At 64.0% G+C, this 19464-nt stretch carries 14 protein-coding genes and 1 tRNA gene; 3 read left to right on the top strand and 12 right to left on the bottom strand.

From position 1 onward, the window contains the following. The first annotated feature begins 1125 nt into the window (after positions 1-1125). On the top strand, positions 1126-3072 hold the full coding sequence (locus tag ATO4_RS20615; protein ID WP_245308860.1) for a M23 family metallopeptidase: 1947 nt from the start codon (positions 1126-1128) through the stop codon (positions 3070-3072). 33 nt (positions 3073-3105) lie between these two features. Here the strand turns inward: ATO4_RS20615 and ATO4_RS28495 are convergent, their stop codons facing one another. Then, a complete protein-coding gene (locus tag ATO4_RS28495) occupies positions 3106-4299 on the bottom strand; it encodes an extensin family protein (protein ID WP_245308859.1) in 1194 nt (397 codons plus the stop codon). Between the two features lie 455 nt (positions 4300-4754). Next, positions 4755-6245 (bottom strand): L,D-transpeptidase, encoded by a 1491-nt coding sequence (locus ATO4_RS20605; RefSeq protein WP_245308858.1) that lies wholly within the window; start codon positions 6243-6245, stop codon positions 4755-4757. Between the two features lie 453 nt (positions 6246-6698). On the opposite strand from ATO4_RS20605, the gene ATO4_RS20600 reads away from it, so the two are divergent. Beyond that, a complete protein-coding gene (locus tag ATO4_RS20600; protein ID WP_083593649.1) occupies positions 6699-6974 on the top strand; it encodes a DUF3297 family protein in 276 nt (91 codons plus the stop codon). Between the two features lie 95 nt (positions 6975-7069). Here the strand turns inward: ATO4_RS20600 and ATO4_RS20595 are convergent, their stop codons facing one another. From ATO4_RS20595 to ATO4_RS20555, 9 genes are all read right to left on the bottom strand, one after another. Beyond that, entirely contained in the window at positions 7070-7774 is a 705-nt protein-coding gene (locus ATO4_RS20595; RefSeq protein ID WP_083593648.1) for a class I SAM-dependent methyltransferase, read from the bottom strand. Between the two features lie 567 nt (positions 7775-8341). Beyond that, positions 8342-10936, bottom strand: a complete 2595-nt coding sequence (locus ATO4_RS20590; RefSeq protein ID WP_176223083.1) for a DEAD/DEAH box helicase family protein — start codon at positions 10934-10936, stop codon at positions 8342-8344. Between the two features lie 2 nt (positions 10937-10938). Beyond that, positions 10939-12732, bottom strand: coding sequence for a site-specific DNA-methyltransferase (locus ATO4_RS20585; RefSeq protein ID WP_083593647.1), 1794 nt, complete (start codon positions 12730-12732; stop codon positions 10939-10941). A 74-nt stretch (positions 12733-12806) separates the two neighbouring features. Next, positions 12807-13913, bottom strand: a complete 1107-nt coding sequence (locus ATO4_RS20580; protein ID WP_083593645.1) for a site-specific integrase — start codon at positions 13911-13913, stop codon at positions 12807-12809. 4 nt (positions 13914-13917) lie between these two features. Then, the gene (locus ATO4_RS20575; RefSeq protein ID WP_083593643.1) at positions 13918-14391 is read right to left on the bottom strand and encodes a helix-turn-helix domain-containing protein; all 474 of its coding nucleotides are present in this window, start codon (positions 14389-14391) and stop codon (positions 13918-13920) included. A 2-nt stretch (positions 14392-14393) separates the two neighbouring features. Beyond that, complete coding sequence (locus ATO4_RS20570; RefSeq protein WP_083593641.1) at positions 14394-14600, bottom strand: AlpA family phage regulatory protein; 207 nt, start codon at positions 14598-14600, stop codon at positions 14394-14396. Between the two features lie 103 nt (positions 14601-14703). Then, a complete protein-coding gene (locus tag ATO4_RS27355) occupies positions 14704-15378 on the bottom strand; it encodes a hypothetical protein (RefSeq protein ID WP_139802586.1) in 675 nt (224 codons plus the stop codon). Between the two features lie 18 nt (positions 15379-15396). Then, on the bottom strand, positions 15397-16569 hold the full coding sequence (locus ATO4_RS20560; RefSeq protein WP_083593638.1) for an integrase arm-type DNA-binding domain-containing protein: 1173 nt from the start codon (positions 16567-16569) through the stop codon (positions 15397-15399). Between the two features lie 186 nt (positions 16570-16755). Continuing rightward, a tRNA-Leu gene (locus tag ATO4_RS20555) sits at positions 16756-16840 on the bottom strand. A gap of 256 nt (positions 16841-17096) precedes the next feature. Here ATO4_RS20555 and ATO4_RS20550 point away from each other — a divergent pair. Continuing rightward, positions 17097-18104: a complex I NDUFA9 subunit family protein gene (locus ATO4_RS20550; RefSeq protein ID WP_139802585.1), complete on the top strand. Its 1008-nt coding sequence runs from the start codon at positions 17097-17099 to the stop codon at positions 18102-18104. 85 nt (positions 18105-18189) lie between these two features. Here the strand turns inward: ATO4_RS20550 and ATO4_RS20545 are convergent, their stop codons facing one another. Beyond that, complete coding sequence (locus tag ATO4_RS20545; protein WP_245308857.1) at positions 18190-19143, bottom strand: undecaprenyl-diphosphate phosphatase; 954 nt, start codon at positions 19141-19143, stop codon at positions 18190-18192. Positions 19144-19464 lie beyond the last annotated feature (321 nt).

Below are 19464 nucleotides of genomic sequence, written 5' to 3'. Positions count from 1 at the left end.
GTCTCAACTACCAACAATGTCAAAGATCACGGTCACAATGAAGGACCGGCGAGAAGTGCGAAGGAATTCGAGCCCTCAAGGTGAAGGCCGAACCAGTCGACAAAACTCAAAAGATAGCGACGTTGGAGGCGCGAAAACCATCCGGTTGGAGATTTCTCTCCCGAACCGGAGGCTGTCCGCTCCGTCTGGAGCGGCCCGGCGCCACCGCCGTCGTCGATGAACGCCTTATAGGCCGTGCTCTCGGCCCCTGTCAACGACCCTTTCGCAAAAACTTCAAAAAAGTCGCGCCGGCCCTGCGGAGCGCCGCGGTGGCGCCGCAGGAGGGCAGGAAGCGCGCCTTCCGCGCCAGGCTATTGGGGTGATCGGCGACGGCAACGGCGGGCGGCCACGAGGCGCCGTCGCCGGAGCTCTTCGGTCGGCACGCTCCGTCCGGGCGATGGCTGCGGTCGGGATCAGGTCGATGCCCCCCCCTGATGATGGGGACCCGCTCGCGCGGCCACTCGCCCTGCCCTGCCGCCATGCTCGAGTGATCGTGCCGCGCGCCCGATCCCGCGTTCGGTCCCGGTCCCTCGGTCCCGGTCTCGCGTGGCCCGGCTTCGTCACGATCTCTGGCTGGCGCATCTCTCCGGTGTGCGTCGCCATGGGGCGGCATGCAGGGTCGAGGGCGTTTCGCCGGTGCCTCGCGGCGGGCTCGTGCGGGCGGCCGGGTCGCAGGGCGATGAGCGCTGCGACTTGCGAGCGGGTCTCGATCTCCTGGACGCGCTCACGGGCGAGGCGCGTACACACGGGCCAGGCGCGTATCCGTCTCGTGCCGGCGGCAGGCGCGCGTAGCGCGCACGCGTATGCGTAGGCGTAGGCGTTGTGCTGGGACAGGGCAGCGACGCGTGTGGAGGGACAGGATCGCGCCGGAACGGGATCGGCGCTTGAGCCCCTCCCGCCACTGGTCTATTCGATGAGACTGTCGCCGCGTCGTGGAAGGCCCCGCGCGGCAGCGGAAGCGGCCGGGATTTCGCCACCTTGTTGGAGCAAGGCCACGATCCCCCTTCCGGTGTCCGGGCGCGAATGCATGCGGGGGCAAGCCTTCTGGGGAGAGGAATGAACCGAACGCCGCACGACAGACCCCGCTTGCGATCGGCCCTCGGCGACACACCGGCGCTGGTCGCCGATCGCCGCCGCCGGCCCGACAAGCGGCAGGTCTCGGCGCGCTGGCTGACCGGCACGCTGCTCACCGGGCTGACCTCGACGGCCCTCATGGGAATCGCCCTGTCCGCGGCGCTCGACGGGCATCAGGGCGCGGCGCGCCCCGCCTTGGCGTTGGCGGCGGCGGGCCTGGCCGAGGAAGGCATGGCGAAGGGCGAGCGCGTCGTGGCGACCGCCCTGCCCGTGGCTCGGTCGCGGCAGATCATGGAATTGTCGACGCTGAGCCGCCTGGGCGACCGCGAGGTCCTGCGCACGCTTCCCTTCGGCTATGTCAACATGCTGCTGGCCGCCCGCTACCAGGCCACCACCGACTATCCCTCCTTCGATCCGCTGACGCTCTTTGCGCGCGACGACGGGGACACGGAGGAGGCCTCGGACGAGGAGGACTCGACCACGATCTACGGCGCCCGGGTCGAATCGGAGGTGCGGCTGAAGGTTTCGGACTTCGATTTCGACCCGTCTGGCTATGAGCGCGGCGTCGACCTCGATGCCAATGCCGCGGAAGGGCTGGTGCGTTCGGTCGCCTCGCGCCTCGGCAGCCAGCCGGTGCAGGTCGCCTCGCTCGGCACCGTCGATCCCTTCCGATTCGGCCTCAACCCCGATCCGAGCCTCGAATACGAGCCGGGTTCCGCCTTCCGCGTCGTCGCCCAGAACGTCTCCTTCGCCATCGCCGACAGCCGCGAAGACGACGTGCCGCGCTTCCACGAGGAGATCCTGCCCTTCCGCCAGAAGGCGACGATCGCCGACATGCTGGCCCGCGCCGGCCATGACGACGATCAGGCCAAGGCCGCCGTCGAGGCCCTCGCCAAGCTCATCGACGGCGACGATCTTCTCCCCGGCGACGCGCTGCGGATCGGCGTCGAGACGCAGCCGCGACACGGCGATCCGGACGAGAGCGCCAAGACCAGCGTCGTGCGCCTTTCCGCCTATCGCGGCGGCGAGCACCTCGCCACGGTGGCGGCGACGCGGGACGGCCCGTTCGAGCCTTCGATCTCGCCGGAAATGTCGGATTCGGTCGCCGAGGCGATCGACGAGAACGAGAACGAAGCACCGATCCGCAACGACATGCCGACGGTCTACGACGGCATCTTCCAGGCCGCCCTGTCCTACGGGCTGGACCTGCGCATGTGCCGCCAGCTCGTCCAGATGCTGGCGACGGACGTCGACCTGCAGGCGCGGCTGTCGCCGAGCGACCGGCTGGTGGTGTTCTATTCGATGACCAGGGACGGCGAGGCGGAGGAGCCGGGCGAGCTCCTCTATGTCGAGATCCATGTCGGCGACGTGGTCGAGCGCTACTACCGGTTCCGGCCCTCGGACAGCGGGGTCGCCGACTATTTCGACGAGGACGGCCAGAGCGCCGGCCAGTTCCTCCTCCGCAAGCCGGTCGCGAACGCCCGCTTCAGCTCGGGCTTCTCGACCGGGCGCAAGCACCCCGTGCTCGGCTATGTCCGGCCCCACTGGGGCGTCGACTGGGCGGCGCCCCGCGGCACCGCGATCCTCGCCGCCGGCGACGGCGTCGTCGTCAAGGCCGGCTGGTCGTCGGGCTACGGCCGCGAAACCCAGATCAAGCACGCCAACGGCTATGAAACCGTCTATGCCCATCAGAGCGGCATCGCCAAGGGCATCCGGCCGGGGGCGCGGGTGCGCCAGGGCCAGGTGATCGGCTCTGTCGGCTCCACCGGTCTGTCGACCGGCAATCACCTGCATTTCGAGGTGCATGTGAACGACAAGCCGGTGGATCCGATGCGCATCAAGATCCCGCCGGGCAAGGTGCTGAAGGGCGACGACCTGATCACCTTCAAGCGCGAGCGCGAGCGCATCGACGCGCTGCTGGAAGAGAATGTCGACACGCCGCTTCTGGCGGCGCAGTAGGGCGCCGCGCCAAGGGCGCGAGGCTGCCCTCGCTCACCTGCAGTATGGGAAGCCGTCGCGTCTCGCCGCCATGTCGAGATGGAAGTGGACGGCGTGATCGTCATCCGTGCCGGGGCCGAGCACGGTCTTGAACGGCCCGCAGGCGCTGGCGCGCACCCGATCGAGGAAGCGTTTCTCCCGGGCGTTCTCGCCACCGCCAGCTTTCGAAGCCCCATCGGCCCTCGCCAGCGCTTTACCGGGGGCTTCGCCGGACGGTGATTCTGCCGGGTTCTCTTCGACATTCGTGCCGGGCTTCCTCGGCCCGCCTTCGTCTTTCGCGTCGCTCGCGGTCTTCGGCTCGAGGTGGATCCTCCGGACGCCGACACTGGCCCCATCCGACAGGCCGAAGGCGCCGATGTCGATGGCGCTGCCGCGCGCATGTTCGGAGATCTTGTCCTCGGAGGCGCGCGGGCGGCAGACGAAGGTGGACACGTCCCGGATGGCGGCGAGCTTTCGCTGGTCTGCGAAGACATCCTTTGCGGCGGGAACCAGCGAATCCCTCGCCCAGTCGTCGAGGGCGAGGACGGTCTGGCACAGGAGTTCGGTCTGCGCTTCGACCGCGATCCCGCTGGACAGCCGCGTCACGGCGACCGGCCTCAAAACGCCGCATCGACCTTCGGAGATGCTCTCGCCGACGGTGAACACCGTGCCGCGCCGCCGGAGCTCCGATTCGCACCGCTTGGCATCCACCACTGCGGCCGCGGCTTCGACCGCAAGGGCTGGCGTGACGGTGACGTCGTCGGACCGCAGCGTCTCGGGATCGACGGAAGGGGCCGCGTCCCTGCTTTTCGAATCGGCCGGCGATGCCGTCGCCGGCTCGGGCGTTCCGGGTGAGGTGGCCGCATCGGGCCGCAGCACGGGAACCGGCCCCGTCTCGGGCAGCGGCTCCGGCGCCCTAGGCGCGGCGCCATCCAGTGGTTCGAAATCGCCTTTTCGCGGACGGTTCGATTCGCTCGATCCGCCATTCGGGCCGGCCTCTGGCTCGCCCTCGCGGCTCGCCGACGCGCCGGGCCCGCGCTGCTCGGTTTCTCCGCCCTCGCCCGCCCTGGCTGCCTGCGCACGAGGTTCATCGCCAGCCTCCGGGCGGGGCAGCGGCGGCGGGGCTTCGCCTCCGCTGGGAAGCTCGGCCGCCATCGCTCCCGCCGACGGAACGGCGAGCGTCGCCAGCACCAGGTTTGCGGAAAGCATGGCGCTGGCTGCCGCTGCCAGATGCGCGCGATGGCAGGATCGAGATGATGACAGGGCTCGGGGAGAATGCTGCGGACTGTCATCCCGGCGATGGCGGGACAGCCTGCTCCTGCAGGCATTCGAACCAGATACGCGCATGACACCCTGCCCTTCGGCCGGCGCCGGCAGGTGAGCTGCGGGCGGCTGGCCGTTCGCAGATGAACGTGATGGAAGCAGGATGGTTTCCCGAGAAACGATCCCGTTGCGCTCGCCGTGATGCGTGTGGCCGGGAAGATCCACGTTGCCGGAGAGCGGCCGGTCGCCCGGCTCGGTGACGGGCGCCGTCAGGCTTCCAGCGCCGCTCCATGAGGACGGCGCAGGCGAGGAAACTGAAGCCCCCGAGATTGATTGCCAGGCTGCCCCGCCGGCGCCCTCAGGCCCGCGGCTTCGGCGGTATGCCAGGCACCTCTTCGCCGCTACTCGGCGAATTCCACCGTGACACCGGGCTTGACCATCTTGGCGAGCTCGGTGGCGTCCCAGTTGGTCAGGCGCACGCAGCCATGGCTGTTGGTCTTGCCGATCTTGGACGGCTCGGGCGTGCCATGAATGCCGTAGGTCGGCTTCGACAGGGCGATCCAGATCGTTCCGACCGGGCCGTTCGGGCCGGGCGGGATCGTCAGGACCTTGTCGTTGCTGCCCTGCTTGAAATTCACCTTCGGATTGTAGGTGTAGTTCGGGTCGAAGGCGATCCGGTTCACCTGGACCGTGCCGGACGGCGACGGCGTGTCGGTCGAGCCGATGGTCGCGGGATAGGCGGCGAGCAGGGTGCCGTCGGCGCCATAGGCCCGGACCTGTTCGCGGCCCTTGTCGGCGACGATCCGCGTCACCTCGCCGCCGACGTTCTGGCCGGTATTCGCCACCTTGATGCGGGTGCCGGCGCGGTCGAAGTCGGCGCCGGGATTGATCGCCTTCAGATATTCCTCGTCCATATGAAAGCGCTCGGCGAGGCGTTCGGAGACCCGCTCGAAGCTCATCGCCGGCAGCTTGGCCTTCTCGCCATAGTCGCTCGGGATCGACGCGACATAGGGGCCGGCGACGTCCTCGTTGGTGATCTCGTATTCGGTGATCGGGGGGCCGCCGGTGGCGTCGAGCTCCTCGGCGAGCACCTGGGGATCGCCGGTCTGCAGGGTCTTGCCGAACTTCTCGCGATAGGCGGCGACGGCCTTGTTGACGTTGCCGCCCATCCGGCCGTCGATGACGCCCGGCGACATGCCGGCGCGGTCGAGCAGGATCTGCAGCGCGGCCACCTGGGTCCTGTCGTTCTGCCCGCCCGGCGCCTGGACGGCCGGGGCCGGATCGGTCTCGCGGATCGTCTGCCCCTCGTCGGTCGACAGCGGGTCGGCGCCGAAGCTGCCCGGTGCCGGCCCGGCGGCGCCGGGAAGCGGCTGGTCGGGATCCAGCTGCGGCAGGCCGGCCTCGCGCGTCGAATCGCCGCCCGGCGCAGGCAAGGGCGCGGCCTCGACCGGACCCTCGTCGTAATAGCGGCGGTCGTCATTGCCGTCGTAGTAATCCTGCCCGCCATCGTCATAGGGGTCGATGGTCTGCGGCCGGCGATAGTCGCCATCCGGACCGAACCCGCCCTGCGGCGGCATGTCGACGCGGCCTTCCAGGGTCACCCCCGGCGGCGGCGGCCCGTCGATGATCGCCCCGCGTCGCTCCCGGAACCGGTCGCGCCGGCGCTCGAACCTGTCGCCGCGGGGGCGCTCGACGCCGACCACCCGGCCGCGACCATCGAGAAAGACGCGCTGGCCGTACTGATCCACATAGACCTCGACCGCGCCGTCGGGCACGCCGGCGCCAAAGCCCTGCGCCAGCAGGACCGGCGCTTCGCCATCCGAGGCGCCCGCAGCGGCCGCCGGGCCGGCCGCAAGGCCCAGAAGAATGATGCCCGGAAGGCATGCTCGCACCAGTCTCGTCATCCGCTCGATCGTCCTTTGCCGTCGTCAACTCGTCCAGCCGCAGGCCTCGGCTCGGCGTGGCAGATCGCCGACGCTCCGTCACACCGCGGGATGGAAACATCTTTTCCGATCATGAAGCTTACCCCATGAACCGGACATGAAGATGGCCGCGCTCGCCGCCGCGCCAGCCCTGTTGTCCAGCCTTTTCACGCCATTCGGCATCCATCGCCAAGCCCTGGCCCAGCCGATGCCTTCGCCGCTACGGACCCGAGCGCTGCCAAAGCTGCGACGTGCCGACGGGCCATCGGACGACGAGCGGGCCCATCCTTCCCACTGGAAGCTGCAGAGGCGCTTTTGCGGGAAGCGGCTGCGGGCTGGCGCGGGAATCGCGGAGAAAGCCCCTCCCCACCTGCGTCGTCATGTGGTTAGTGTCCCGCCGGATCGAAACGGAGCATCCAAGGCATGACCAACGACGACCTCCCCGACCGGCTCAGCATTGATCCGGACAGCCCCTTCTACGACGAGGCCGCCCTCGCCGCCGGTGTCGGCGTGCGCTTCAAGGGCGAGGAGAAGACCAATGTGGAAGAGTACTGCGTCAGCGAGGGCTGGGTTCGCGTCCAGGCCGGCAAGGCCCTCGACCGCAAGGGCAAGCCGCTGACCATCAAGCTGAAGGGGCCGGTCGAGGTCTGGCGCAAGGCGCCGGAGGACGCCGCGTCGCAAGACGCCGCACAGGAGTGAGCGCCGGGCCTTCGAGCCGGCATCCGGCGGCCTGACGCGGCCGGCGGAGTGGCTCGGCGAAGGCGGCAATCAAAGAGGCCGCGTCGCAGCCGGCGTCAGCTGCGGTCCTGCACCGCCATCAGCGATTTCGTCAGGCCGGCCACCCGCTCTTCCAGATGCTCGGCCTGCGGAAACAGCCGCCGCATCATCTTGGCGTCGAGGAGCCGGATGTCCGCGACGTTGCGAAATGCTTCCTCGCGGCTCGCCGCGCGGGGAAAGAAGCCGAGATTGAAGCGCTGCGTCAGCGCGGCGCGCGCCGACAGCGGCAGCCACTGGAAGCCGGGCACGCGAAAATGCGGCTCCAGCGGAAACCAGTAGTTCGGCGTCTGCACGAAATAGCGGTCCGACAGCCGCCGGACATTGTCCGCGAAGGCCTGCATCTGGCTCTCGTCGCCGACATGCTCGATGACCGAGTTGGAGTGAACGAGATCGAACCGCTGGCCGGCGAACAGCTGCTTCGAACAGGCATCGCCCGACACGGCACGAAAGGCCGGGTTCTTCGGCGGGTCGATCGGCTCGTTGTTCACCAGGATGACGGTGATCCGGTCCCGGTGTTCGGCGAACAGGTCCTCGGCGATCGCCCAGTAGGATTCGGTGCCGCCGAGATCGAGCACCTCGATCCTGTCGCGCTCCTGCAACGCTGCTTCCATCAGCCGCCGCACGTGCCGAAAGCGCCGCGTCCGGAACTGGCGCTCGATGCTGCGCGGATTGCTCATCGGGTCCGGCTTGACCCAGGCGTGACTGGTTTGGGCGGTTGCCATTGCTCGAACTCCGAAACCCACGACGATCCCGTATCGAAGTACAGGAACGGCGCGAAATTGCGAGTCGCATCCCGAATTATTTCAAATAGATAGGAAAAGGGTTAAGATCCCGGCCGCCTCATGTCGTCCTGAAGGACTGACTGTGTCACGCGGAAGTCTCTTGCAATAAAACCGTCTCGAAACGGCGCGTCGGCGTCGCCGACGCTGTGCCGTGTCGCTTCTCGGCTTACAAAACGCAGGAGAATTGCAGCAAAAAAGTGGAATACGACATAGAATTTGCCGATACGGCCCCATCCGGAACTATCCGGACATTCTGCATAAGAAATTGATGGGTTTGATCAAGACCGCCCCGGACGTGATCGGATCACGATTGTCAGGTCGTCCGGGGGTCTCGGCTGTCGTTTGGAGGGTCCGGGGACCGCTCGAAACCGGAAATGGTGCCCAGGAAAGGCACCACATCGAAGCTATAGCTGATTGAATTCATTGCATTTATTCGGAAGCCATTTCGATAAATACCAACAAATCTACCAACAAATGAGAACGCTTGGAGCGCTTTCGACGCTCCAATCACAAATATGTTGGCAGCTTCGATTTCCATTCGCTCATTAAAACGAGAGCGCATTCGACCGTCTCGCCGTTCGTTGTCGTCATGGCCAACGTGCCGGCCGGCGTGGTCGTATCCCAGGCAAAGTTATCGGACAGCACGTCCAACAGTTCCCGCTTGTAAGCGGTATCGAGGTTGTCGAGCTGATCGCCCTTCGTTTCGAGGACGACAAGCCGCGATCCTTTTCCGGATTGTTGCGAGGCGAAGATGAAGTCGGGATAGATCCGTCCGCGACGCCAGCCGGGAATTCCGTATTGCCGAGCGGCGACGTTCCGATGCCACCATTTCAGTGTCTTTGCCTCGTCGAGATAGACCGCGACGGCTTGCTCATCCTTGTTCAGTTCGTCCTCATAGACCGGGCTGAAAAGGCTAAGCTGAAGCGGGCTTCCATCGCTTCGCTGTAGCTGACGAGAACTGACGTCCATCGTCGTTTCCATGACGTCCGGCACCCGCCAGTTTCGGCCATCGACGCGAAGGCGGAATTGAATGCCGCCAGCCTTCACCGCGCCCTTAAAGACGGCTTCGGCTTTTTCCGACCGCGCCGCGTCCAGCCCGCGCCGCAGCTCTTCGCCGATCAGGATTGAAAGCTTGCCGATCAACTCCGCGCCGAACCCGCGTTCTTCCAAGCGACCGAGCAGCTTGCCGACGATCTCGCGACCGACGAAGGGATTGGGCACGATGTCGGATATGCGCCGCACGGTGTAAGCGGGATCGAACACCCTCAATTCCCGAATTTGCTGATCGATGCGAGCGCTTTTCAATTTTTCCGTTTCATCCGTTACGGTGATCCGCTGAAGCTGCGATTCCGCCGCTTGCGCATTCTTCGGGATCGCATCAGCGATAGCGGTCGGATCGAAGCCCCTCCAATCGAGCGACGAAAGAATGTCGGTCTCGTAATCGAGTTCGCGCGTCGTAGCCCCGTCAACCTTTAGAACGAGGGGCAGATAGATTTGCGTCGTCGCGAAAGCCGGCCGGCGATCAATGCGCCGTGATTGCTTGTCCGTTGCCTTCGGATCGGGTGAAGCGACGCGCAAGACCAGATCGCCGAGCCCGTCCTTTTCGAGCCCCGCCTTGATTGCATTCACCACATCGCGAGTGCCCGCGTGGTGGGTGATAACGTGGCACTCATCGAGGTCATCGAAGCCCGTCTTTCGCGCGCCCGGTTGGCGAAGGATGCGCCCGACAAGCTGCGTCATCGCGTTGAGGTTCGAATTTGCCGCTAGCGCGCAAAGCACGTAGGCAAAGGGACAGTCCCACCCTTCCTGAAGCGCCTGCTTGGTGATGATAGCGCGAATCCGGTTCGTCGGCGAAAGCAGGTCGAGATTTTCTGGCTGCTTCAAATCATTGGTTTCGGCGGTCTTGATCGCGATTTCAGCCTCGTCGAAGCCATGCGCGAGAAGCCATTCCTTCACGTCTTCGGCGTGGATATGGCCGCTGTCGCGCTGTTCCTTGCCGGTTCGTTCCACCTGAATCAGCATAATCGGGCGGATATAGCGGTTCGTGTCGGCGCGAAGCCGGTCCGCTTTCCCCTTCAGGTCGTCGAGGCGATCCACCGCCGACGAAAGCGTTGCACGCCAATCCGTGCCCTGCCGCGTGTCGAGATTGAGCGGCATCTTGATCATACCTTCGCGGTCGAGTTCGATACCGGTGACTTCGACGAGAAGATTGGCATACCGCCCTTCGCGCGGGTTGGCGCCGCCGCGCGGCTGAATGTCGAGCGGGGTGGCCGTCAATTCGAGGACGTAAGCTGGATTAAAACCATAAAGGGTTTCGAAGGCGAGGTCGGAAATCGCCTTGTGGCCTTCGTCGAGAACGACAATCGGCCTTATCTTCCTCAGTGCGTTGCCGAGTGAATCCTTCACCATCGGAAAGATGTCGTCATAGGCATCTAGATTCGGCGTCGCCTCGATTTCTGCCTTATGCGCCGCCTGATCGCCTTCGTCCGGAAAGAAGCCGTGGACATCGCCGCGATCGCGGAACATCTTCAGCGTGTCCTTCGTCTGCCGATTGGCCGACTGCAGCATCAAGAGCATGACGCAAAAGCTACCTTGGACGTCCCGCGCGTTCAGCCGATCACCTTTTTCGAGGACGAGAACGCGGCCGGCCGCCGCCTGATCGAGCGCGCGGCGATAGAAATGCTGGCGATCTTTCAATTGCTTCAGTGTCTGCGAATAGATCGCCTCGTTCGGCACGATCCACAGCACAAAGCCGGTGTTGGTGCCGAGATACCGCCCCATGATGTGGGAGAGGGACTGGACCGCCAGCCACGTTTTGCCGCCCCCGGTCGGCACCTTCAGAACCGTGTTCGGTACCGGCCGGCCGCATCCGTCCGCGCGAGGCGAAAACGGGTACGGCGCGCGTGAAGCCGGCAATGCACCCGTCGCCGCAATAGCGTCCCATGCGTCTTCAGTGAAGTCGGGAAGTTTCAATCCCAGGTCGGGCTGTTCGGCCGCCAGCGCGGCGACCTTGTCGAAGCGCGTTTTCTTGTCCTTCAGTGCATCAAGATAGGCATCCAGAACCTTGAGGACGCGATCCTGATAGTCCAGTTGGCGCAACATCGTCACGTCCGTTCAACGCGATAGAGCGCAAAGGGAAGCGGCGCGAATTCGACGCGTAGCTTCTCGTCGGAAAGCATCTTTTGACTGACATAGCGGGCCGGCGCAAAGACGAGATGACTGGCTTGCTTGTCGCTATCGGCGATGGCTTTGGCTCGAGCCAAGGTCAGGGCCGCGTCAGGAGACTTCAGCCATTCCATATCCGGCCTGTAGAGCAGCCAGACATGCCGGCCGGCCACTTCGCCAAGATAGCTCTTCGCCTCGTCAAACTGGGCTGGATCGAAGGCCTGACCAGTAGCTGTGTTGAACAGAACAGATGCCAAGGCCTCGTAGGCGGGCAAGTTCTTACCGGACAGGACCGCGTCCATCTCAACAGGATCGCCGAGCGTGCAATAGGTGAAGCTGCCGCCCAATCCCTCCGTCTTAACTTTGACGCTCTTTTCGCCCGTAACGATCAGCTCATCATCCTTCACGTCCTTCTTGATGCGATCGTATTCATGACCGTGAAGCGATTCGATCGCCTCTACTTTCTCGCGTAGCCGATTGGGCTTTTCGAGCGTCCGCCAGCCGACTTTCTCACGTAGGAGTTCGGTCTTTTGCGTGCCGTTGAACGTGTAACCGCCAATGACACGCCGAACGCGTTCCGCCGTCAGTTCATCGGCGTAATGCTCCATTTCCGCGATTATGAAGTTCCGCCTGCCGCCATCAATTTGGTTTTGAGCCAGCACTGCATGGGCCGTTGAACCTGTTCCAGCAAATGAATCCAACACCAAGCTATCGGACGTAGTCGCAATTTCGATTACTCGCTGAATGAGTTTCGGTGGCTTTGGTGCATGAAAATCCAACGCCTCCTTGTCGGAAAAGATCTCCATCAGTTCTTTTTTCGAGAGTTCCGTCGTCCCGACTTCGCTGCTAAACCAAAGAGTGGACGGAACTAGCCCTTTAGCTGTTTCGGGATACTGCTTTATTCGGGGTTTCCCGTTCCCGTTCTTGGGCCAATAGACGAGATTTTTAAGTTTGTATTTTTCGAATTCCGGCTCGGTCGCGCCCCAACAACGTCCTTTCGGCGGCCTATGAACAACTCCCGTTGGCGTCGTGATTGGATAGACCTGATCTTTCCGAAAACCTTGGGCTGAAAATGGGATTGATGCCCATTCACCGTTTGGATCTTTGTCTGGATTTGAATAGCCGTCTGTCGTGGGGGAAAGAAGATTTCTCCGAAGCTTCCAAGTCTCCGGGAGAGGCTTAGAGTAAACTAAGACGTGATCGATACTAGGTGAAAGCGTTGCTCGATTTTCGCGCGATGTCCGTTTTTGCCATGCAATCTGCCCGACAGAACATTCTTCACCAAATATTTCGTCTAGCAAGCATCGCCCTCTATGAACCTCATTATCATCGAGCGTCATCCACAGGCTGCCATTTTCCGATAGCAGTTCATACAACAGCCGCAGCCGTGGCCACATCATCGCGCACCATTTGTCGTGGCGAAGACCGTCTTCTATTCCGATCGGAATGGCATTCATCCATTCCTTGATCATAGGCGCATTGACGTTGTCGTTATAGCTCCAGCCGGCGTTGCCAGTGTTGTAAGGCGGATCGATGAATATGCAGTCCACTTTGCCGGCATACATCGGTAGGAGTGCCTTCAATGCGTGAAGGTTGTCGCCCTGTATGATCAGGTTGCCGCCCAGCGCGATCGGACCAATGCCTTTTTCGGCATGCGGGACGAGCGGGCGAAACGGTACGGTCAGATGGTGATTATAGACGAATTCCTTCCCCTTGAAATTCAGCTCCGTCATCGATCAGCATCGCCCTCTGTCATGCAATTTTCAGAACGCATGTGCCCCATCCGTCCGCCAGTTAGCAACCGGCTTCAAGCCTTTGCCATCGATACGTGCTTTTCGAGCAACCGACGCATGTCTTCCATCAGAGCTGCGTCATTCATCGTGCCGGCGCCGCGCCCGCTTCTCAACGAGTCCATAATTGCCGCCTGCCGGTCGCTGCCGACGGTCCCGTAGCTCACGAAGGTCGTGAGCACCTGCTCATGGCCGAGGTTCTGCGACCATGCCTTGAAGTCTTCCGGCGTTCGGCAAACCCGTTCGCCAAGCTGCACCAGGGTGCGCCGGACGCTATGCGGGTGGAAGTACGGCAGACCCGCGCTCGTGCAGCCCTCCTTGAAGATGCGACGGATCGAATCGGCGTTCTTCCAATGCGTCCGGTCGAGGCCGGCCGGCGCGAAAAGCCCGTCCTTCAGGCCGATCTTCGTTGCCGGAAACAGCGGATCATCCGGGCCGAAAAGAAGCGTCGCTTTCAGATGGGCAATCCAGTCCGCAATGATCGCCTCGATGTCGTCGCCAACCGGGAAGAACAGGCTCGAAAAGGTCTTTCTGTTTTTGGTTCTGACCTCGCGTGCATCCTGATAGAGGCGCCTTCTGTCGAGGTCCACATGCTTCAGCCGCAGCGAGGCAACGGCGTCGTCTCTTGCTCCAGTCAGGAGGATGAATGCGATCACCGCCCGGTCGCGCTTCTCGATGTCGGAGCCCGCCGGCATCGTCTCGATCACATGGCGGATCTGCTCGATCGTCGGTGCGGGCCTTTCCCGCGTCGCCGTGGCGATGCGTCCGTCATTGGCAGAAGGGTTGAAATAGTCAGCATCGGAATAGGTGATCTTGGACTTGTAGCCCGGTTGTCCCGCCAGCCAATGGACGAAGCGCTTGACCGCCATTAGCCGCGCATAGACCGTTGACTTGGCGAGCGGCTTTCCTGTTTTCTCGTTGGTCTGCTCTTCGAGTTGCCGCTTGAATCGGCGCGCCTGTTCGATCCGGAATTTCGCAAAGTCGCGTCCGCCGGTCGAGGCTTCGAAGGCGGCAATTGCTGCCAGCGCCTGATCGACGCTCGTCGGCGCCATGCGCTCGGCTTCTTCGAGATAATGCGCATAGCGGCGCTTGATCCGGACGTTCTTCGCATGAGGGGTTTGCATGGGTTCACCGCGCCTCTTTCAATTGATCATTCAAACAGGGGGAATGGCTCTCGCTTATGGGTTCGGGCGCCTGTCTGATCGTCACCGCCAATTTCGCCTGAAGCTCGGGGATGCGAGCGATGGGAACCCGCTTGTTCATCACCGTTTCGCATTCTGCGCAGAGCGCCTGCATCATGCCGGCGCCGCTGGCGTGAAGGATGAAATCGACCTCGCCCAAAGCGGCATCGCGAGGTGCGCGGCACGAGAGGCAGTAGGCCTGATGAAGCGCGCAGTGTTGCCGCTTCGGCTTGCGCTCGTCGAGAAAGGCGATCAGCTCGGCGCCAAGGATCAACGCCGGCCGCTGATCGGTCAGGGACGGCAGACCCGTCTTCTGCCAGCGCCGCACCGTGCCCTTGTGGACGCCGAGCGCCTTCGCCGCCTCGTCCACCGTATAGCTGCGATGCTTCTTGATCGGCCGGCTGCTTGGATGGCGCGCCATCCCTACAGCGCGCCCCTGTCGAGAAGCGCCCGAATGTCTTCGACGCGCCAGACGGTGATCCGGCTGCCGAGCTTTACCGGCTTCGGGAAGCGACCGTCTTTCACGCCCGCCCACCAGGTCGATTTCGAAACGGGGATCGGGCCGGCCGGCGCGAGGATCGAGCGCAAGCGCAGGAAGCCGGTACAGGGAAGGTCGATAGTGTCGGGCATGGTGCCACCTCGTCGTTGTTCGGACGAGGAAGGCTTAGGAGAAGCGTTTCGGGCATTGGCCGAATTCGGTTACGTCGGAACCGAATTCGGTTTCAGCGCACCTCTAATCGCCTTCGGTCGGCGGGAGGAGTTCGGCGCCCAGCTTGAGGAATTTGCGAACCGTATCCTCGTCGACAGCGAGGCCGGCGTTGGCAAGATCACTGGCAATCTGGCCTGCAGCCGGGCTCCGCACGCGCGCAGACTTGAACCCATACTGTTCCGCTGCCAAGCCGATGAAAAGCTTCAAGAGCGTCTCGCGCTCTCTAACAGTTCCGCTTGTGCTCACCGCCCCATCGGCAATGGCTCTTTCTAACTGAGAAACCCGCCCCTTCAGTGAAGTGACGGCCTTTTCACTCTCAACAGCACGGCGTTGCCAGTTTTGGACCGGTGTTCCAAATTCGGCTAGTGCGCCTCGAAGGCCTTCGGGACAGGGAAGCTTCTTCGCCAATAACCAATTAAAAAAATCTGCAGGCTTAACGTACTTTTCGACAACGGCACTATCAAAGAACTTGATCGACGCCAGTTGAAACAAGGCTTTGTAAACTTCAACAAGATTTTCGTCCAAATCTCGCTCTTCATCGCTATGAAGATAGCCATCTAAAGAGTCTGGGTCAGCGCCTAGAGCTAGGGCGAGTGCTTGGCGTTGGTTCCATTTCTCCATCCGCGCCCAGAGCCAAAGCTCGGCCGGCTCCACCTCCGGAGGCAATTCACCTAGATAAGAGGAAAATGGATCAGTCACCGCGTGCCTTTCACCGCGCTAGATAAGCCTGCTTGCCCACCACTCTGCCATGCGGACCCGCTCATCCCAATAGGCGGCGCGATGATAGGCACGTCGCACCTCATCGGCACCGACATGGCCAAGTTCAGCCTCGATTGCATCGGAATGCCAGAGGCCGCTTTCGTTGAGAAGCGAAGACGCCGTCGCGCGGAAGCCGTGGGAGGTCATTTCGTCCTTGGTGAAGCCCATGCGCCGAAGCGCTGCGTTGAGGGTGTTTTCGCTCATCGGCCGCAAGGTTGTATGGATCGCCGGAAAAACGAGCCGGCCGGCGCCGGACCGCGTCCGAACGTCTTCGAGGATTGCCACTGCCGCTTGTGGCAACGGCTTGCGATGCTCCCGCCGCATCTTCGTGCGCGTCGCCGGGATCGTCCAGACGCCTTTCGTAAGATCCAACTCAGGCCATTCCGCCTGCCGCAGTTCGCCCGGTCGCGGATAGAGAAGTGCCAGCAGCTTGAGCGCTGCCCGCGTATCGGTCGCGCCAACATATTCGTCGATCGCCCGAATCACATTGGCGAAGCTCTTCCAGTCGGTAAAGGCGGCGCGGTGCGTGACGGTGGGCGCCGTCAATGCGCCACGCAAACCATATGTCGGATCGTTTTCAGCGCGCGCCGTTGCGATCGCATAGCGGAACACCTGTCCGACGACCGCACGCAGCCGACGAGCAGTCTCGTAGTTTCCTTGCCCCTCCACGCGGCGAAGCGGCACGAGGATTTCTGACGCGGTGATTTCGGTGATCGGCCGGCCGCCGATGTGCGGACGCACGAGGTTAAGCAGCCAACGCTTTTTCGTCAGCGTCGCCTCGGCCTTTCCCTCGCGTTCGGACTTGGAAAGCAATTCGTCGGCGATGGCGTCGAAGGTGGTTGCGCGGGACGCCGTCGCGGCGATGCGGTCGAGCTTCGACTGTTCGGAGGGATCGATATTGCGCTTCAGAAGCGTCTTCGCTTCGTCCCTGCGCGCGCGAGCATCGGCGAGCGAGACGGTCGGATAGGCACCAAGCGCCAGAAGCTTCTGTTTCCCACCGAAGCGGTAGGAGACCCGCCAGAGCTTCGACCCTTTCGGCGATACCAACAAATGGAGGCCGCCGCCGTCGCTATGTTTGAAGGGTCGATCCGATGGCCGGAAAGCCTTGATCTGCAGGTCGGTTAGCGCCATTCGGGCACCCGTCTGTTGGTATCGGATCGCGGCGAGCAACGCGCCCGCTGCCGCATACCAACAGAACTACCAACATCTCGATCGGATACCAACACCCCGCTCCGGACCACGCCGGACCAACAATCCAGCGTTTGCGGGGGTTTTGGCTGCTATTCGGACCGCATCGGACAGTCACGAATAGGGAAATGGTGCCCAGGAAAGGACTCGAACCTTCACGCCTCGCGGCACACGGACCTGAACCGTGCGCGTCTACCAATTCCGCCACCTGGGCTCGGGGCGGACCATTAGAAGCTGCCCTCCTCCCTGTCAACGCGGATTTTGCCATGGCCCGTCGGAAAACGCTTCCCGCCATCCCATTCGGCCGATGGCGAAATCCCGCCTTCACCTGGCGGGGCGAAAAGGCTATGAGCCGACGCGAGCGGGTCGCGACGACGACGCGCGCGGAGCGCCGGTTCGTCGTCCCTGGTGGTCCCCGCGGAGCTGGGTCCCGCAGGATGAGCCGCAGGATGAGCGAAGGAGCGGATGCCATGGCGATCGGTTTGAACAAGACGGTTGTTCTGTTCGGCGGATCCGGTTTTCTCGGGCGCTACGTGGCGCAGGCGCTCTGCCGCCGGGGCCACCGCGTTCGCGTCGCCTGCCGCCGACCGGACCTCGCCTATCACCTGCAGATCACCGGCAACATGGGCCAGATCCTGCCGATCCAGGCGAATCTGCGCTATCGCTGGTCGGTCGACCGGGCCGTCGAGAACGCCGATCACGTCGTCAATCTCGTCGGCATCCTGGCCGAGAGTGGCCGCCAGAATTTCGATACCGTCCAGCATTTCGGCGCCCGCGCCGTGGCGGAAGCCACCCGGGGCGTCGGCGCCGGGCTGACCCAGATCTCGGCGATCGGCGCCGATGCCGGCTCCGCCTCGGCCTATGCCCGGTCCAAGGCCGCCGGCGAGGCGGCGGTGCGCGAGACGGTTCCGGACGCAACCATCCTCAGGCCCTCCATCGTCTTCGGCGCCGAGGACCAGTTCTTCAACCGATTCGCCGGCATGGCGCGGGTCTCGCCGTTCCTGCCGCTGATCGGCGGCGGTCACACGCGCTACCAGCCGGTCTTCGTCGGCGACGTCGCCGAGGCGGTGGCGGACACGGTGGAGGGCAAGGTTCCCGGTGGCCGGATCTACGAGCTCGGCGGGCCGGAGGTGCTCACCTTCCGCCAGATGATGGAAGAGATGCTGCGCGTCGTCGGCCGCAAGCGGCGCTTCGTCACGATCCCCTTCGGCGCGGCTTCGACGATGGCGCGGATGATGCGCTTCCTGCCCGGCGCGCCGCTGACTGAGGATCAGGTGGCGCTCCTGAAGGTCGACAACGTCGTTTCCGACGAAGCCAAGGCCGAGGGCCGCACGCTGGAGGCCTTCCAGCGCATGCCGCGCACGCTCGACGCGATCCTGCCGACCTATCTGATCCGCTTCCGCCCGCAGGGGCAGTTCACCAAGCCGCAGCCCCAGGGCGGCGGCCTCGACCCCAAGAATCAGGACGGCGTCGCCTGACGAGGCATTTCAGGGGCCTGGTCGCAGAACGGGTCGCGGGGCCGGGCCGAGAGGCCGGAGAAAGACCGCGCCGAAACCCCTGCGCTCACGGCTCCGCCGTGACGCGCTCGCCCTTGCCGATCGCCGGATGATCGGCGGCGGGCGTCTCGGCCCGCAGGATGTCGTCGACGCTGAGCGAGCTCTCTGACGCCGCCTGTGCGCCGAGCGAGACCGGCCGGCCTTCGCCCGTTGCCGCCCCCGTCGCCAGAAGCAGCACCATGCCGAGCGTGCCGACGCCGATCCGCCACCAGGCGAAGGGGGCGAAGCCGTGGCGCGAGACGAAGTCGAGCAGCGTGCGCACCACGAACAGCGCCGAGACGAAGGCGAAGACGAAGCCGACGGCGATCAGCCCGGCATCGTCCAGCGAGAGCACGTCGCGATTCTTGAAGACGTCGTAGGCGACGGCGCCGACCATGGTCGGCATGGCGAGGAAGAACGAGAATTCCGCCGCCGAACGCTTGTCCGTTCCCATCAGCAGCGAGCCGGCGATGGTCGCGCCCGAGCGCGACGTTCCCGGGATCATGGCGAGGCACTGGAAGGCGCCGATGGCGAGGCACAGCCACAGCGGATAGTCCATCACGTCGTCGTAGCGCACGCGCCTCGGCAGCTTGTCGATGACGAGGAGCAGGATGCCGCCGACGACGAGGGCGATGCAGATCACCATCGGCGTCTCGAACAGGACGTCCTTGATGAAGTCGTGGGCGATCACCCCGACGATGGCCGCCGGCAGGAAGGCGGCGAGGATGCCTATGACGAAGTGCCGGCTCCGCCCGCTGCTGGGCAGGGTGATGAAGAGTTGCCACAGCCGCGCGAAATAGACGAGGAGGATCGCCAGGATCGCACCGAGCTGGATGACGATCTCGAAGGTGCGGGCCGTCGATTGAAAGCCGAGGAAATGCCCGAGCAGCAGAATGTGCCCCGTCGAGGAGACGGGGATGAATTCGGTCAGACCCTCGACGATGCCGAGGAGCGCCGCGTCGAAATAGGCTCCAAGATCCAAGCTCGCTCTCCTTGCGCCATCGAAACCTGCTATCGCCGGGGGCCCGGCGATGGCTCCCTGGCCCGGTATCGCCGCGATCATGGTCGATCGAGGCATCCATCGCGGCCGCCTGGCCGAGGCAGGCCCAGGCTGGCCGGCTCCTTCCACGACCGGCATCCGGATGCAATGGCCCGCGGCGCCCGGACTTAGGGCCGCGGCCCTGACGCGAGGCTGACCCGGCGGCCCGCGTGGGGGGAACCGATTCTCTGCCTGCCGCATTCGACAACCAGTCGTCCGACCCGCCCCGCAGCGCCTGCCGCGAGGGAAACATTCCTTTTTCCA

Source organism: Aurantimonas sp. 22II-16-19i, assembly GCF_002088275.1.
GTDB lineage: Bacteria > Pseudomonadota > Alphaproteobacteria > Rhizobiales > Rhizobiaceae > Jiella.
This window is presented reverse-complemented; position numbering and strand designations above follow the sequence as displayed.

What these genes read in the sequence shown, in the direction of transcription:
- ATO4_RS20595 (WP_083593648.1), bottom strand. Translation starts at nt 7,774, where the DNA reads ATGGCAACCGCCCAAACCAGTCACGCCTGGGTCAAGCCGGACCCGATG.
- ATO4_RS20550 (WP_139802585.1), top strand. Translation starts at nt 17,097, where the DNA reads ATGGCGATCGGTTTGAACAAGACGGTTGTTCTGTTCGGCGGATCCGGT.
- ATO4_RS20570 (WP_083593641.1), bottom strand. Translation starts at nt 14,600, where the DNA reads ATGCCCGACACTATCGACCTTCCCTGTACCGGCTTCCTGCGCTTGCGC.
- ATO4_RS20590 (WP_176223083.1), bottom strand. Translation starts at nt 10,936, where the DNA reads ATGTTGCGCCAACTGGACTATCAGGATCGCGTCCTCAAGGTTCTGGAT.
- ATO4_RS20560 (WP_083593638.1), bottom strand. Translation starts at nt 16,569, where the DNA reads ATGGCGCTAACCGACCTGCAGATCAAGGCTTTCCGGCCATCGGATCGA.
- ATO4_RS20600 (WP_083593649.1), top strand. Translation starts at nt 6,699, where the DNA reads ATGACCAACGACGACCTCCCCGACCGGCTCAGCATTGATCCGGACAGC.
- ATO4_RS20575 (WP_083593643.1), bottom strand. Translation starts at nt 14,391, where the DNA reads ATGGCGCGCCATCCAAGCAGCCGGCCGATCAAGAAGCATCGCAGCTAT.
- ATO4_RS20580 (WP_083593645.1), bottom strand. Translation starts at nt 13,913, where the DNA reads ATGCAAACCCCTCATGCGAAGAACGTCCGGATCAAGCGCCGCTATGCG.
- ATO4_RS28495 (WP_245308859.1), bottom strand. Translation starts at nt 4,299, where the DNA reads ATGCTTTCCGCAAACCTGGTGCTGGCGACGCTCGCCGTTCCGTCGGCG.
- ATO4_RS20585 (WP_083593647.1), bottom strand. Translation starts at nt 12,732, where the DNA reads ATGACGGAGCTGAATTTCAAGGGGAAGGAATTCGTCTATAATCACCAT.